Source organism: Paenibacillus sp. FSL F4-0087, assembly GCF_038020215.1.
Lineage (GTDB): Bacteria > Bacillota > Bacilli > Paenibacillales > Paenibacillaceae > Paenibacillus > Paenibacillus taichungensis.
Genome location: NZ_JBBODJ010000001.1, coordinates 5925219 through 5941293, shown reverse-complemented (window position 1 = coordinate 5941293; position 16075 = coordinate 5925219). Strand labels below are relative to the sequence as shown.

Here is a 16075-nt window from a genome sequence, read left to right as displayed (position 1 = left end):
ATCCCGGGTTAATTCTAGGAGGCAGATGCTGGATGATTCCTTGCAACATTGACTCTGAACCACGCATTCACCTCCGATGTAATTTCTTCCCCCCCCAGCTTGTACCAATCGTTCACGAACTGATCGAATTCTTCGATGGGTGAACCAAGAATGATATTCATGTATGCTTCAAGTTGAAGGTCTCGAAGAATAAGTTGTCGATCAACCATAGTTTCGGTTATTCCGCCGGTATACTCGTCATATAGAAGTTGTCCATTCCGGTCATAGGCATCGGCAATACTAAAGGCTCCCAAGGATCCATAGGTCTGTTTCCAACCCCATCCACTTTTTAAGCCCTCTGATTCATAAGCAACAATTCGTTTGTGGATCGCAAGGGCTTCGTTCTCCAGGCTTGAGAAATCCCCTCTCTTTCTGGCATCACGAATATCTCTGTAAGCATCCATGTTTTTCATTCCTGGAAAAGGGGTTACCGGCGAAAGCATCCACACGGCGCGTGAATCGTCATTGTAGTACGTTTCATACTCGGCTTGCTCACCCCAGTTTTTATCCAAATGCAGATTCATGAGCTTTACGACGACCTCAGGATGTGCAAATCCTTTCTTTACCGCGAAGTATTGTCCTGTATTGGAACGGAGCGGGACCAATATGCCTCTTCCAGACTCAGCCACAAGAGGATAAGCTTGCCATTCCGCATTCTGGTCCGTGTCGCGCGTGGTCTGAAGCATGAAGGGGGTCCACTGTTCACCATAGAGCATGCCTATTTTACCGTCCTGAATCAGGCGATACTCCTTACTTCCGTTTTTGTAAGCAAATTCGGGATCAAGCTGGCCTTCAAGGTATAAGGTCTGCAGCACCTTCAGTGCTTTTCTTACCTCCGGTTGTATGCCACCGTAAGCCAGATTGCCCTCCTTATCCTTGATCCATATATTCGGGTGAGCTCCGTAGCCGGCCATGAATCCAGATACACCCATAACGGGGTCCCACAAATAACTCGTCATTGCAAGTCCATAGGTGTCCTGCTCCCCATTTCCATCGGGGTCTCCTTCTGTAAACGCTTTAGATATCTGCAAAACATCTTCCATCGTTTCAGGTGGCAGCAGGTCCATTTTTTCCAGCCAATCACTTCTGATCCACAGATATTGTGCTGTTTCGATGGCAGAAGACGATTCCGGGATCGCCATCAGTCTGCCGTCAATTGTGGCCGCATCGAACGCACCTCTTCCCTCAGCCTCCAAAATTTTTTTCGTAAGCGGAGAGGCTTGCGTCTGATACACTTCTGTCAGGTCTTCAATCAATCCCGCATTGCTTAATTGTCTGAGTTGATATGGATTTACTTTGACTACATCCGGAAAACGGCCTGCCGCGAGGGACACCCCCAGCTTCTGATTATATACGTCACCCCTTGCGATCCAGTCATAGTGAATCTGAATGCCCAATTCTTCTTCATACAATTGGGTCCAGCGATTATCCTCTAAACTTTCACCTGGTAACTGATCGATCATTTGCAGCAGATCCTCCCCGGTTTCCATGACAAAAGTGACTTTTATCGGTGGTACGTATTTCCCATCTTCTCCAGGATTCTGCCCCTGCTGCCCCGCAGGTACAGACTGTTGTTGCTCTGTATTTCCTTGGGAAAGGCCTGCAGGTATGGACACCAAAAGGAGGAGAATTAAGGTCCATCTTGAACTGTACATCCATCTCTTATTCACGTCGACATGCCCCCAGTTCTATTGGAATGAGTTCACCATTTTGTTAGATCATCCCGAATCCTATCATTGTATAACAAACTTGGGCGGTATGAGTACAAAAAGCCGCCATCAGGCGACTTTATCCATAACCATCGTGTGTAAGCTGACTAGATCATATCGTATTTGAAATTCGAAAAATCAGCCGTTCCTCCTTTGACCTGAGTTGAATACAAGAATATGCCAATCCGACAGCCCATGAAATGATCCAGTTTGTAGAACATCTTGTGGGAAATGCCGAGTGGCTTCCACTCCGTGCTATCGAGATAGGCAAAAGAACACTCATCCTGATTGTTCACGAAATGGCCTGATGCCTGGAGTGTAACGACTGGTCCGGCTACGCGAATCCGCGCATGCTCCGTCGCAGGCTCCTCATCGATCAAATTGCCGAATATGCTGGAATCCTGACTTTCCCGCGCCTGCATGACAAGGTAGAACTCTCCCTGCTCTCTCGTTAGCGCGATCAGGCCATATGTGCCTATTAGGAAACATAGCCCTGCATAATCACCATCGTTTAAACTGCTGCCGTCCAGGGTGACGTTTACCTTACAAGCGGGCCCCATCGCACGCTGGGTCAATGTGTTCACCGCATAAATAAGGTTCGGGCTAAGCTGGCCGGTCCGAATCCGGTACACTCCAAGCTTCTCGGTTACGGACCACTGCTCATCATGGGGCGTGTGGTTCCATTGCCAAAAATCACGAAGGCGAACTCTGCTGTCCCCGCCGATATGATACTCAAAATCGTCACTACCCACCAGCGGGTTGTAACTATAATCTGGTCTTGTGCTAGGAATATCTATTGTTCTTGGTGCGTTGCTTGCAAAAACGGGAATTCCGTCTTCAAAATTCATGGGAACGATTACAGGAATACGCCCTACTGCACCATGATCCTGAAATAGCACAGCGTACCAGTCCCCACCGGGGGTATCGACTATACCGCCTTGAGCAATGCCTGAATTGAAATATCCCATATCATCGTTAAATACTTCCCCACCGATAAATTCACCATCTAGCGTATCTGCCATGTAGTAAGCCTGGGTTCTTCGTCCCACCTCTTTGGAAATGTGAATCAAGAACACATAATACTTCCCATTAACCTTGTAGAAATGGGCACCTTCGTAACCAAGATGGTAAGGATCCCGCTCCTTCACGATTAAACGCTGTGTCCCCCCCGGTTTGGGTCCTGATAAATCAGTTTTTAACTCTACCAGATGAATCTCGGCATTGCCATGTACCAAATATGCCCGATCATCATCGTCAAAGAAAAGGGAGCAATCATGATAAAAGCCCTCTACGATGCGTTTGTCCCATGGTCCCGAAATGGATGCGGACGTGTATAAATACGTTTTACGCGTATCATTGGCTACAAAGATCACGTAGAACGTCCCTTGCTGATACCGAAGTGAAGCTGCCCACATGCCTTTACCATAGATGTGCTTGCCATCTTCCAGTCTTTGGGCTGGGGTGTCATCCAGTCTGTCATATACGTAGGTTGCCACTTCCCAATGAATCAGATCGTACGAACGCAGGATGACGCAACCCGGCATCATGTGCATTGTTGTACTGACCATGTAATAGGTATCTTCTACGCGAATGACATCAAGATCCGGGTAATCAGCCCATATAATTGGATTGTGATACATGCTGTAATTACACCTCACTTTGTTTAGGATATTGTAAAGTCAAAAGCAAATGTATAAGATGACTGATCAGTCACCCTCATTTTACATGTTTTAATAGGTAAGCGACAGGATAAATAAACCGCTTTCTTCCTTTATAAAAGCTTCAAATATATGTTGCAATACACAATAACCTCCATGCCAAAGTGATAGTGGCAAGAAGGTTATTATAAAATGACAATGCATAGATATTGTTGAAGAGATATGCCAGCCACGAGCGCTAGCTTTCGAATGTACTTAGATTCACCGCTGCAGCGATGTGAAAAGTGTCCTTAGATGACGCCTTGAATGGTGCCTCGTTGGCTAGATCTCATACTCGAACCAATCAAAATGGGCAGGTGTGCTACATGCCTTACCATTGCCGGTAGCATATAGTCCGACCACCGCTCCGGTAAAGCACATTTTGTGCACAAAGTCCTCCGGTGATATGGCACGTGCCGAGCCTGAACCCAATGCTGTCCAGTTCTGTCCGTCCTCGGAACAAGTCAGCCTATATTCCTTCTCCGTCGATTCGATCCGGAGAAACAGCTGCTCCGCTTCAGTCTCGCCCGCATACACGATTTCCGACTCTCCGCGCACCGTGAGACGGGCAAATATCAGGTTGCGGCCTTCTGACCGTCTTATGCCAATCTCATAGTGTGCATCTTCATCCCGGCGGATACACATTCCGGCCTCTTCTCCATCAGCAGCCGGTACGAATGCCATGTGAGTTGTATAGCACGCTTCAACATGCTGCTGCCTCCGGCCAACAAACGTAACCTGACCGACGTCGCCGAGACTTGCTTCCTGGCCATATAAGGTCAGAAAACCCGGTTTTTCCGTAACGGAGCACACTCCTCCTGACGGATTGCGAACGAACATCCACTGCGGCCCAAGTTCTTCATTGAAGTCTTCTCGCCCTACAACGACTGCTGCATGACCATCCAATATAGAAGGTGCTGTCATCGGCGAACGTTGAACGGCCATGTCCAGACTCACTATTCCTTCATTGTTGTCCATGTGGGGCCAGCCCTCGTTCCAAACGACCGGGGCGAGGAACGTTTCCCGTCCAAGCACACTATATCCGTCCTCTGTCAAACGCACCCCAAGGAATACGGCCCACCATTCTCCGTGGTGATCCTCCACCAGATCGGCATGACCCAAATACTGGATCGGATGGTCCAGATGGCGATGGGTCAGGATCGGCTCAGGATAGCGTTCAAACGGACCATAAGGTCGATCGCTTCGGCCGATGATCTCACGATGCTCCTTGGCCGTCCCACCAGAAGCAGACATCATGTAATACAGACCATTGATTTTGTACAGATGTGGCCCTTCGGTCCATGGCCCTCCATCTCCATGCCAGACAACATGTGGTTCAGAGAGAGCCTCACCTGTAGCGATGTCGATCTCATACTGGATGGCATGAGAATCGTAATCGGCACCTTGTTGGGCGGTCACGTACACTTTGCCATCGTCGTCAAAAAACAGCGAGGGGTCAATGCCCCCATAGGGAATACGAATTGGATCGGACCATGGTCCGGCAGGGTTGGTTGCCGTAACATAGAAGTTCCCGATGCCCCTTACATCTGTCGTAATCATATAAAATATACCTTCATGGTAACGCAGTGTCGGAGCATAAATGCCGTCCGAGCTCTTCTGACCGGTCAAATCCAGCTGGCTGATTCGGTCCAGTACATTGCCGATCTGCTCCCAGTGAATAAGATCCGGACTCCGAAAGATCGGCACGCCGGGAAAATATTCAAACGAGCTGCAAATGAGGTAAAAATACTCTTCCGCCTTCACAATGCTGGGATCCGGATAGAATCCGGGAAGAATCGGGTTGGCATAACACATGGTATTAGCTTGGAGTTGCTTCATCTATTCCTTCACACTCCCTACATTTAGTCCAACGACAAAGTATTTTTGCATAAACGGATACACCAACAAGATCGGAACAGAAGCGACAATCGTAACTGCAGCACGAATCGAAATGGGCGTTACCTGTGTGGAATGCTCCACCCCCACGCCGTTGGCAACGGAAGGATTACTGTTGGCGTTCATACTGGAAGACAACAGCTTCATCAGTTCGTATTGCAGTGTACTGAGCTCTTGACGTGATGACGTGTATAGAAAAGCATCGAACCAGGAATTCCACGCGCCGACTGCGACAAAGAGCGCAATGGTCGCTAGCACAGGTTTGCACAGTGGAAAAATAATTCTCCAGAAAATTCTGAAGTCGCCTGCTCCATCAATTTTGGCTGATTCAATCAAGCTTTCAGGGATCGTGTAAATATAGGTACGAATAACGATCAGGTTAAACGCACTAATCAGCGATGGTAAAACATACACCCAGAAGGAGTTAATCAAATGCAGATCCTTCATCAGGAAGTACCCCGGAATTAGCCCGGCATTGAAATACATCGTCAGCACAAAAATGGTCGTAATCAGCTTGCGGAAAATATAATCGCGCCGACTCAGTGTGTAAGCCAACATGGTGGTCAAGAAAATGTTCAGAACGGTGGATAGTACTGTACGTGCAACGGAAATCAAAAATGCATTATAAATGGTGCCTGATGCAAATACGGCTTTGTAATTCTGCAGGGTGAAATCGCGGGGCCACAAATATAAGCCTCCTCGTATGGTGTCATTCCCTGCATTAAATGAAACCACAATCGTGTTCAAAAATGGATATAACGTCACAATCACCAGCAGCACCATGAAGATGGTATTAAAGGTGTTAAACAGAAACGGTTCCATGCCTCTGCCACCCGGGCGGCGAACGGAAAGCGCCGCTGTATTTCCTAAACCAGACAATGGTGTTTTTTTCGTCATTATAACAGCCTCTCTTCCCCAAGCCGCTTGGCGGTCCAATTCGCTACAAGTAACATCGTAATGCTGACAACGGTCTTAAATATTCCGCCTGCAGTTGCGAGCGAATAGTTGCCCTGTGCAATCCCGTATTTGAGCACGAAGATATCAATCGTTTCCGCCCAGTCAACAACCAATCCGTTACCCAGCAAATACTGAACCTCGAAGCCGGCTTCCAGAATATGTCCAATCGACATAATCAACAGGATGACAATGGTAGGCTTGATTCCCGGCAAGGTGACATTCCACATTTTTTGATATCGATTGGCGCCATCAATATCGGCAGCTTCATACTGTGCCGGATCAATCGAGGCCATGGCCGCCAAATAAATAATGGTGCTCCACCCGACTTCTTTCCAAATATGAGAACTTGCCACAACGCCCCAGAAATACTTTCCTTCCGTCAGCCACAAGATCGGCTCGTTGATGAGGTGCAGTCTCATGAGGATATCGTTGATAATGCCGTCAGAAGCAAGCGATGTCGCTACGATGCCAGTCACGATAATCCATGATAAGAAGTGAGGAAGATAAGAGATGGTTTGTACTGTCCGCTTCCACATGACCTTCTTGATCTCATTGAGTAACAATGCCAAAACAATAGCGGTAACGAAACCCAAAATCATGTTGATGATACTCATGGCCAGCGTATTGCGAAGCACACGCAAGAAATTGTCATCGGTAAACAAAAACTGAAAATGCTTAAACCCTACCCACGTTTGCTGCGAGAAACTTCTGGCCGGTTTGTAATCCTGGAAAGCCATCGTCCAGCCCCAGACAGGCACATAAGCAAAGATGATAATGTACGCAAGCAGAGGAACAGACATCCATATGAGCTGTCTCTGTGCTTTGATATTTTGCCAGGTAATCCGCTTCATTTTTGGTTTTTTCTTCGGGCGGAGCGGCTTAGTACCCACTACAATTTCCTCCATAATATCAGGCTCCCTATCCATCTTTAAAATCAAAGCAAAACATCGAAAGCGACGTATCTTCCACGATGAAAGACCAGGCCCTACAAACAATTTTTTCAAAAGAATCAGGAAGAAAGGTTATCTTCCTTCCTGACGTTAAGTCTTTTATTTCACAGACCAGTTATCGATTCTCCACTTCAACACTTCATTGATACGATCTTCATACGTTTTGATGTCCAGCTTTTTAATATCGGAAACGTATTCATTCCAAACACTGTCAAACTCTGATGTACCGCTCAAGATTGCTTTTGGCAAATATTTGGTCGACAATTCGTTCAACTTCGTATTGGCAATCTTGGCTGCAGATCCCTCAACCAGATCGACAGACCAAGCAGGGTAAGTCACCGGATTCTCTGGTGGAGCACTGAAGAAATCGACATAGCTGTTGAAACCATAAGCGCCCAAAACTTCCTTATCAAACGGTTTCAAGCTGGCTTGATATTCTTCCGGCTGATTGCTTGCCGAAGTGGCGTTGCCATCACTAAAGTAGCCTTCAACTTTCGGCGCAGTTCCATAAAATGCATCCGCTTTGTTGGCCAGTTTCCAGGCCGCATCTGCGGCATTGTCGCGCTGCTCTTGGGTTTTCATGAAACGGCCTTCGTCATTGACGTAATAGTCTTCATCCTGAATGCCCCAAGTGAGTGTCTTTTGCCAATCTTCTTCCATGAGCTTGTCGAGTGCTTTAATGATTTTCACAGGGTCTTTGGCACTCACGGTAATACCGAAGCCATTGTTCAGGTTAAGCGCTGCGCGATCACGATAATAGTCTTTGGTGCTGCTGTCATACACGAGCGGGAACCCCACATAAGTGCGTTCAATTTTGTCCTGCGTTATGAGCGAATCTTCCGCGCTGCCGAAATTCCAGTGTTGGTCGAACATGCCGAGTACTGCCCCACTGGACAATTTGGCCATATATTGGTCGTAGTTTTGTGCAAACGCTTCCTTATCCAGCAAGCCTTGTGCATTGATTTCATTTAGTTTCTGATAGTACGTCTTGGCATAATCCTTGTCCGCAAAGATCTCTGCCTTGCCGTCGTTGACGACCACACCACCATCATTCGGATGACCGATCAAATGCTGCGGCGGATTCAGCAAGCCCCAGTTTTTCCAATCATAGTTCAATACCTCGAAACCGACTGTCGGTTTGCCGTCAATGGTTGGATACTTTTCCTTGTATTTCGCGATCAAGTCAAAGTATTCGTCCAGTGTCTTCGGTGTCGGATAACCGAACTCTTTCAACACGGCTTTTTGGATCCAAAAGGCAGGTCCGCTGTAGTAGGTATCCGCCACTTCGCCGTTGTATGCACCGTAGTTTGGCAGGTAGTAAATGTGTCCATCATTCGGGTCCTTCATTTGATTCCAGTACTTCTCGTAATGCTTCTTCAAATTAGGCGCGTGTTCTTCAATCAGATCTTCAAGCGGAATGACTGAACCGGCTGCCGTAAGTTTGGTATCGGCTGAGATCAGATCCGGATAATCTCCACCGGCGATCATGACGCCGAGCTTTTGGTTCTTGTCACCAGCCAGAAATTCGAATTTGAATGTAACGCCGAGCTCTTCCTTGATTTTTTTGTAAATCTTGTTGTCAGCGGTTGGCTGCTGTCCGGCCTCATTCAGAAATACCGAGATTTCTATCGGATTGTCAGCCCCCACTTCACTTCCTGCACTGTTCTCTTCTCCGCTTCCGGAGTCACCTGCACTGCCTGAGCAACCAGCCAGCACAACGCTCAGCGACAACAACAATGTTGCCCCCATACGGAAAAAATTCTTTTTATTGCCCCCCATAAAGCACCTCCAAAGTTTCAATCTCGTATTAATGAAAACCCTTTCATTGGGATAATTTAATTATAAATTTAACACTACCTGGAAACTATATTCGAATTATAGCTCTTTCCGAGAAAAGTTCAGGTTTTCTCCCTCCCGGTAATGCGCATGAAAATAATTGTTGATATCCTGGCACAATACCCTGCGCTTCAAAGGTATTCTCCTTGAACTGTCATAATCTTGGCACGAACTTAGTTCCTTAAAACAAAAAAAAGCCGCTATAATAGCGGCCCATTTCCAGCAAAACAATCATCTTCAATTTTTTTATCACTATGATTCTGGCGGGTTTACTCCCAGGAAATGAAGAAGAACCGATCACTTCTTCATGACCAGCTCTTCTCATTAAAATTTTATAGATATCGCGAATTATGTCTCTTGTGCAATATGTGTATTATCAGGCGCTTTTTGGTTCATGATCGGAACCATGACCAGTGCGCCAAGAAGAAATAATAATCCTGCACCACTATAGATTGTACCCAGCGAAAAGGCACCCTTTAATGCGCCAGCGAAAGACATGGAAACGACCATCATGCCAACGAACATCGGATTCAGAACCCCATTCACCCGGCCGACAATCGAAGCCTCTGACCATTTCAGAATCATTGTGCTGATCCCAATATGAATGCACGGGAAAACAAGTCCATTCAGAAATTGAACGGTCAGGGTGAGTGGAACGCTTGTCGAATACCCTACAATGGCTGTGCAGACTGCGCCTGCGATCATACCTATTGCGAGAAGAATCTGCGGCGGAACCCGCTTGGCGAAAGCGGCCACGATTCCGCCACCAATCAACATAGCTGCACCATTAACCATTAGCAGATACTGCAGGAATTCCTTGCTTCTGCCCAGCCGCTCCGTTACGATAAACAGGTTGAGCGCTTGGGCTACGCCAACAGCCAGTCCCGCGAGAATAAATGCCAGTCCGAGCATCCGCAGTACTTGGCTTTGCCAAACATAGCGGAAGCCTTCAATGAATTCTTTACGGAACTGCCCTTTTACAGCGGCGGTTTGAGATTGCATATGATCTTCTGGCAGACGAATAAGAACGAGTGCAGAGAGCAGAAATACCAGGCCCATGACAGCGATCGATATTTCAAGGCCAAATGTGCTGTAAACGAAGGTGCCGAGCATAGGACCAAGCACCATGAAGATGGCCATCAGTGATTGGAATAGAGCCATCCCTTGCTGGAGCTGTTCTTCGGGCACATGATACTTGAACAAACGCATGCTCGAAGGTTGAGAGAACTGCGAAAGAATAGCTGAGATGAATGCGACAAGGTAAACGGAGTGCCAAGAACCGAAATGTATGGTCAGAAGTACTACGAATACCGATACCGCGGATAATAAATCGCACCAGATCATCGTTCGCTTTGGCCGCCAGCGGTCAGCAAATGTACCTCCAATGAACGAAAAAACAAAAATTGGTGCGAATTCGGCTACGCTGATTAGCGAAATAGCGTATGGATCATTGTTTGTTCTCTCCGCAACGTACAAGAGAATAGCAAAATTACGTACCCAAATGCCAACCTGCAGGAGCACGCTTGATAATAAAATCGTCTGCAGGAACCGATTGCGAAACAGGCTTGGTGCATTCATGGTTTTTTCGTGCCGATCCAATCTTTTCAACCTCCAATTTGTTCAAAAAGATTCCCATTTTGAGTAAGATATGACTCTCCTTTCAATTCCTAATTATACGGACTTCCACATCGTTCACCTCATACTAAAGACTGAATTTTCAGAGTGCGTCTCCCAAAAATATTCTTTTCCTGCCAGGGCACACCCCGCTCTACAAAACAAAAAAGCCACCATCAAAGATGGCGACTGTGTTGATTATTATGGTGATATTATTCATCTCATACTAATTAGCAGAGAGCATTTCATCTTTAGTTGCTAACACTGTTTGAGTCTTTTGATTCCGTTGGCTTTCGCACCTATCTTCTGCATGTAAGGTCTCACTTATTTAATAACTTCAACCTTTTTATCCCCTGCTGACTTCGCTACCTCTAACGTTGTATTACCTTGGATAGCGACGATCACGCCAGTAGCCAGCATAGAAACGACTAAAGCAGCGCTGAGGGCTTTGGAAATTTTCTTCTTGACCATAACCACACCTCCTCCGATATCTATTATGTAATAAGCGGCTCAAGACTATGACGAGCCAAGGGTGACTCCATGACTGTGAAAGGGAGAGAATCCAATCTAAATTTACATGGTGGAACTCACTAAATAATTACAATATTTCACTTTTTATGTTGAGTAATCCACCTGGTGATTGTATTATAACGTACTGACAATGATTGTAAAAGGATTTTTTCCTTGCGTTCAAATAAAATAAATTAGCCTCGGAAAATAAAGTTGTAGACTAAGCAAAGGCACCTTTGACTGCATCGTCATATTCCACTGTAACTGGTACGGTTGCCCTCTATTGTGACTGGATACGCAAGTGGATTTTCCATCACTCACCCTGATTAGAGCGTCTCAACCAATTTCTGAATCTTTGATTGGGAAATTAAATATACTGGACCCATTATTTCTATTTTGCCGTCCTTCACACGCACAGCACTCTCCTGTTCTGCCGCATAAACATCAATCTCTTCAGACAAGGGGAACAGATAGCCTTGAACAAATGTGGCGTAGTCGCGTTGAGAATGTGATTCATAGGCAAATTGATCAAAGCCAATACCATCATAAATAGCACTTGTTTCAACTTCATCAGTTTTATTCAAGCTTAACCATTTTGCAGCCATGTTTAACGCACCGGCGCTGGCACCCATTATAACGGCATTGCTGTTCTTAATAACATCCGATAATTCATATTCCGTCAAGAAATTGTTCTGCAAAACAGGATATCCACCGCATAAGAAAATGACAGAGGCGTTTTGAATGAATCGCCGGGCATCTTCCTTCTGCATGCGGTAATCAATGAAATGATATTCATCAAAAATAATATTAGCCTGATTCAACCATCTCCATTCTGAAACATCATCAAAGTTAATTTGCTCACCTGTATAACCAGACGGATCAGCGCTAATCATAACAAGCGATTTTCTGTCTTGTACATCCTCCTGCAACAATTTGACCAGCTTCTCTGGAAAAAAATCATTAAACCAACTGAAGTAGTAGTGAGTTTTCAAACTTAATTACCTCCATATGTACTTTTTACATGCTTCCATTCTAACGATAAAACATATTACACACGCTAGAAAGATGAACTGCTCTTTAGCTATCTCGTTTACAGACCCTTGTACACATTTCATAAATCCAACTCTATATTACCATAACATGGGACACGGACTTGTACCGATAAAACAAAAAAGCTGCTAAGTTAGCAGCTCTATGGGCATCTATTTTATCGACAATTCAGGTGCACATCTTTCAATAATCCCACTCTTTTAAATCCTGGATGAACTTGCTCGCAAAAACAAGTTCATCAGCTGTATATTTATCTAGAAAATTCATGAATCGTTCTTCAATTTCTTGATGGATTCGATGATGGATAACATAAACTTTTTGGCCTTTTGATGTCAAACTATAATAGACTTCTTTTTTATTGTCATTAATCTGCTGTCTTTTAATCAAGGCCAGTTCTAGAAGTTTTTTGCTAATTCTTGTGATGGACCCTTTGGTTAATCCCGTTTTTTCTGAAATGGAGGTGACATTAATCGGTGAGAAATCTCCGATACATGCGATGAGGTGAATCTCCGACAAGGTCAAATTCACCTTTTCTCCAAATTCCTTTTCGAATTTATGTAGTTCCTCACTCATTCTGACGGATAACTTGCTTTCCCTTACGTCCTGTTGACTCATAAGATGAATAAAGCTTTTAAAAATCCATTGTTTAGAATGATCCATTGGCTGCATTTTCTTTGGTCTCCTCTATTCGCATATCTCTCCTCATTATACATAATTGTTTCGCGAAAAACATTTGATACGCTTATTTTTGAAAACTTGTAGACTAAAGTATCCATGAAATAATGGGATTAGTTGCATCTGAGCCTTTGAACAACTTGGCCATTTTCCCCGCATTGAAATTTGCGCCCCAAAACGTAGCTGACACTGCGAGTGTAAAGTAAGAAAACGGAACTTTTCTCATATCAACACTTCACATAGAAAAAATGCCCGGAAAGCGATGATTCAGAGGCTTCCGGACATTTTTTGTTTCTCACAAAACAATAAGAGTAAAAAAATTACCCTTTGCTGATGCTTTTAATACCTTCCTTTATGCATTGTTCCAGTTCACTGTCTTGATCGGAAATTGCCCATGCGATATATCCATCCGGACGAATCATTGCTGTGTGCACATTGTTCCAGTCCAGGGCTGGTTCCGCCAATATCGCATTAACACATGTGAAATGCTGATTGGGCAAACGACGAGTGATGCCTTCCACGAGTTGATCATTAACGAGATTTAGCAATATGTATTTGCCTTCCCGGAAAAGTTCGTAACTGCTGAAGATATCTCCGTTTTCCTTACGCAGTTTGATCTCTGCAAGTCTGCGACCATTTAATGGATGTTCAGAAACAGTATCTGGCACTGTATAGCCAACATCCACAGCTGCAATTTGACTCGCTAAGCGGTAGTTTGCTTCCGGAATTTCCAATAGGTTGGAAATCATTGTCCGCAGATCGATCGTAGTCGATGAAAAATCGCTACCAAATAGCAGCGTTTGTACACGTGTATTCCTAAGCAATGCTGAATTGATGGGAAAACGCTCTTCATGGTAACTATCGAGCAATCCTTCTGGTGCCCATCCTTTCACTTCCGCAGCCAATTTCCAACCGAGATTCAAGGCCTCTTGCAGTCCCACATTCATACCTTGACCTCCGGCAGGGAAATGAATATGAGCAGCATCCCCTGCAAGGAATATTCTTCCTTCCCTGTAGCGGTCAGCTTGTCGGGTAGCATTGCCAAAGCGAGTCATCCAGTACGGATCTGAAATCCCATAGTCGTCCCCTAACATGCGAAGCATTCCCGAGCGTAGTTCCTCCAGCGTGACTGGTGTGTCCTTAGGAATAGATTTTCGATCCGGATCGATAAAAACTACACGATGCAACTCTTTAGACACAGGAACGATCATGATCATTCCGTTCTCGTCAAAGCTGGAAACGACATTCGTTGCAGGCGGGCGTTTAAGCACAACATCGCCTTGGACCGAAGTAAGTGTTGTATCCGTTCCGTTAAAGGGAATGTTCGCCTGTTTACGTACAATGCTTCCGGCTCCATCTGCACCAACTACATATGCTGCTGTTAATGTCATTTCGCCTTCAGTTCCAGTGGCTACCACTTCTACATATTCTGAATTTGGTGAGATAGACGAAACTTCCGTTCCTCGCCGTATTTCCGCACCTAGCTCTCTGGCTCTGCGCTCCAGTGTCTTTTCGGTTTCGGATTGGGCAATAAACAATGAATAATTCGATGAAGAGTCGATGACCGTAAAGTCCAACCGAGTTTCCAAGCCTGCAAAATGCCCGGTCGGCAACGGTTTCCCGATCTTCAACAATTCCGCTTTTAAACCGCGCAAGTCCAGCATTTCTATTGTACGAGGATGGATACTAAGTGCTCTAGAGTATGGGGTGGTATCTTCTAATTTCTCCAAAATACAAACCTTGACGTCCGCCAAAGCGAGTTCTCCTGCCAACATCATGCCGACAGGTCCCCCTCCGATAATAATCACATCATAATTCATTTTCATATTTCTCCTCTCTTAGTTGAAAATCGATGCAATTGCATCCAATTTAGTGAAGACTTACTTGGACTGAAAAAGATAGTCATCCTTCTCGAGTAGCTCGCCTTTTTCGTTTAAAGCAACTTGTCCGGAAATAAAAGCTATCGAAGAAGCGGTAATGACGATTTGCGAAATGAGATCTGCCACTGTTTGTGTGACGGTACTCGGATTTATTATCATGCGCGCCTCCTTATTTCATTGTTTTACACAAAACAAAAATAATATATTGTTTTGCACGAAACAAAATTATAGTACCATCAATATTATATTTAAACAAGATATATTTTGTAAATTGTTTTGATTGAAACAATATTATCTAAAAATGATGAATTAATATTCTAGGCTTTTGACTTGCGTTCTTCCCTCGGTATGGAAACAGTTTTTGGTACCTTGAAATAGAATAAGCCGCTAAAATAGCGACTTCAGAAGTAGATTAGCGTTAGATAAACAAAAGCAGCCGAGCAAGTTGTTCGGCTGCTTTCTAGGCATATTAAATTAGCATTTCCGTTGGTTAGACTTTTTTCTGTACTTGATATAAAAGACTTAGACACTACATTGATGACACTTTCTTTCGTTCTGAAATTTTCGGAACTGCATAATATGCACCCACATTCATTACTCCGCGCGCCCAAGGATAAACGGTCCCAGCTTGAGCGTGTCCTTTTTTGTACTGTTTACTCGACAGGGTTATGACCAATTTAGCGCCTTTCTATGGGCTCCCATCCATTCCCCTGCTCAATTGACTACATACAATGCACTAGACTAATGAACAGGAGTGATGTTATATGACATTTTTACCTCCTTTTGGACCTGGCGGAGGGTTTGGTGGACCTGGGGGTCCCGGAGGACCGGGTGGAATGCCTGGTCCTCCATCGTTCCCTGGGGGTGGAGGCGGCGGACCACAAGGTATGCAAGCACCTACCGGGCCGCCACCATCATTCATTCCTCAGCAATCCGCTTCGTTATTTGCGGTAGATCCAAGAGCCATATCCGGCTGTTTGTTTCGCTACACATATATTTGGCCGAATCGTGGTCCCGGCTTCTGGATGTTCCCGGTATTTGTCGGCAGAAATTCGGTGGCTGGTTTCCGCTGGAATGGCTTCTTCTGGCTGTACAGCGGCATTGATCTGCAGCGAATCAGCTCGTTTAGTTGTTTCTAGAATTAATCACCCTGTATGCGGATCAATCCGCATACAGGGTGATTTACATTTATTTTATGAGTATAAATATCCGTTAGCTACTCAAACATTAAGGTGTCTTCATTATATATTCCGATGAAACAG

At 45.1% G+C, this 16075-nt stretch carries 13 protein-coding genes; 1 reads left to right on the top strand and 12 read right to left on the bottom strand.

Features of this window, described 5'->3' with window-relative positions; genetic code table 11:
- Positions 1 to 14: 14 nt before the first annotated feature.
- From MHB84_RS27125 to MHB84_RS27070, 12 genes are all read right to left on the bottom strand, one after another.
- A complete protein-coding gene (locus tag MHB84_RS27125; protein ID WP_256716790.1) occupies positions 15 to 1709 on the bottom strand; it encodes an extracellular solute-binding protein in 1695 nt (564 codons plus the stop codon).
- Positions 1710 to 1855: 146 nt separating this feature from the next.
- Complete coding sequence (locus MHB84_RS27120) at positions 1856 to 3388, bottom strand: glycoside hydrolase family 43 protein (protein ID WP_076288854.1); 1533 nt, start codon at positions 3386 to 3388, stop codon at positions 1856 to 1858.
- A gap of 339 nt (positions 3389 to 3727) precedes the next feature.
- Positions 3728 to 5284, bottom strand: a complete 1557-nt coding sequence (locus tag MHB84_RS27115; RefSeq protein ID WP_076288855.1) for a glycoside hydrolase family 43 protein — start codon at positions 5282 to 5284, stop codon at positions 3728 to 3730.
- Entirely contained in the window at positions 5285 to 6238 is a 954-nt protein-coding gene (locus tag MHB84_RS27110; RefSeq protein ID WP_076288856.1) for a carbohydrate ABC transporter permease, read from the bottom strand. It abuts the gene before it with no gap.
- Positions 6238 to 7203 carry an ABC transporter permease gene (locus MHB84_RS27105; protein ID WP_076288857.1) on the bottom strand — a complete coding sequence of 322 codons (966 nt, stop codon included), beginning with the start codon at positions 7201 to 7203 and terminating at the stop codon, positions 6238 to 6240. Before MHB84_RS27105 ends, MHB84_RS27110 begins: the two co-directional genes overlap by 1 nt.
- Positions 7204 to 7347: 144 nt before the next feature.
- Positions 7348 to 9027, bottom strand: a complete 1680-nt coding sequence (locus MHB84_RS27100; RefSeq protein WP_341143080.1) for a sugar ABC transporter substrate-binding protein — start codon at positions 9025 to 9027, stop codon at positions 7348 to 7350.
- Positions 9028 to 9432: 405 nt separating this feature from the next.
- Positions 9433 to 10683 carry an MFS transporter gene (locus MHB84_RS27095; protein WP_076291302.1) on the bottom strand — a complete coding sequence of 417 codons (1251 nt, stop codon included), beginning with the start codon at positions 10681 to 10683 and terminating at the stop codon, positions 9433 to 9435.
- 339 nt (positions 10684 to 11022) lie between these two features.
- Complete coding sequence (locus MHB84_RS27090) at positions 11023 to 11169, bottom strand: hypothetical protein (RefSeq protein ID WP_175380615.1); 147 nt, start codon at positions 11167 to 11169, stop codon at positions 11023 to 11025.
- Positions 11170 to 11534: 365 nt separating this feature from the next.
- On the bottom strand, positions 11535 to 12200 hold the full coding sequence (locus MHB84_RS27085; RefSeq protein ID WP_076291303.1) for a Type 1 glutamine amidotransferase-like domain-containing protein: 666 nt from the start codon (positions 12198 to 12200) through the stop codon (positions 11535 to 11537).
- A gap of 241 nt (positions 12201 to 12441) precedes the next feature.
- Positions 12442 to 12927: a MarR family transcriptional regulator gene (locus tag MHB84_RS27080; protein ID WP_076291304.1), complete on the bottom strand. Its 486-nt coding sequence runs from the start codon at positions 12925 to 12927 to the stop codon at positions 12442 to 12444.
- Positions 12928 to 13253: 326 nt separating this feature from the next.
- Positions 13254 to 14753, bottom strand: coding sequence for a monooxygenase (locus MHB84_RS27075; RefSeq protein ID WP_076291305.1), 1500 nt, complete (start codon positions 14751 to 14753; stop codon positions 13254 to 13256).
- 60 nt (positions 14754 to 14813) lie between these two features.
- Complete coding sequence (locus MHB84_RS27070; RefSeq protein WP_179087218.1) at positions 14814 to 14972, bottom strand: hypothetical protein; 159 nt, start codon at positions 14970 to 14972, stop codon at positions 14814 to 14816.
- Between the two features lie 605 nt (positions 14973 to 15577).
- Here MHB84_RS27070 and MHB84_RS27065 point away from each other — a divergent pair.
- Positions 15578 to 15952 carry a transporter gene (locus tag MHB84_RS27065; protein ID WP_076291306.1) on the top strand — a complete coding sequence of 125 codons (375 nt, stop codon included), beginning with the start codon at positions 15578 to 15580 and terminating at the stop codon, positions 15950 to 15952.
- Positions 15953 to 16075: the final 123 nt, after the last annotated feature.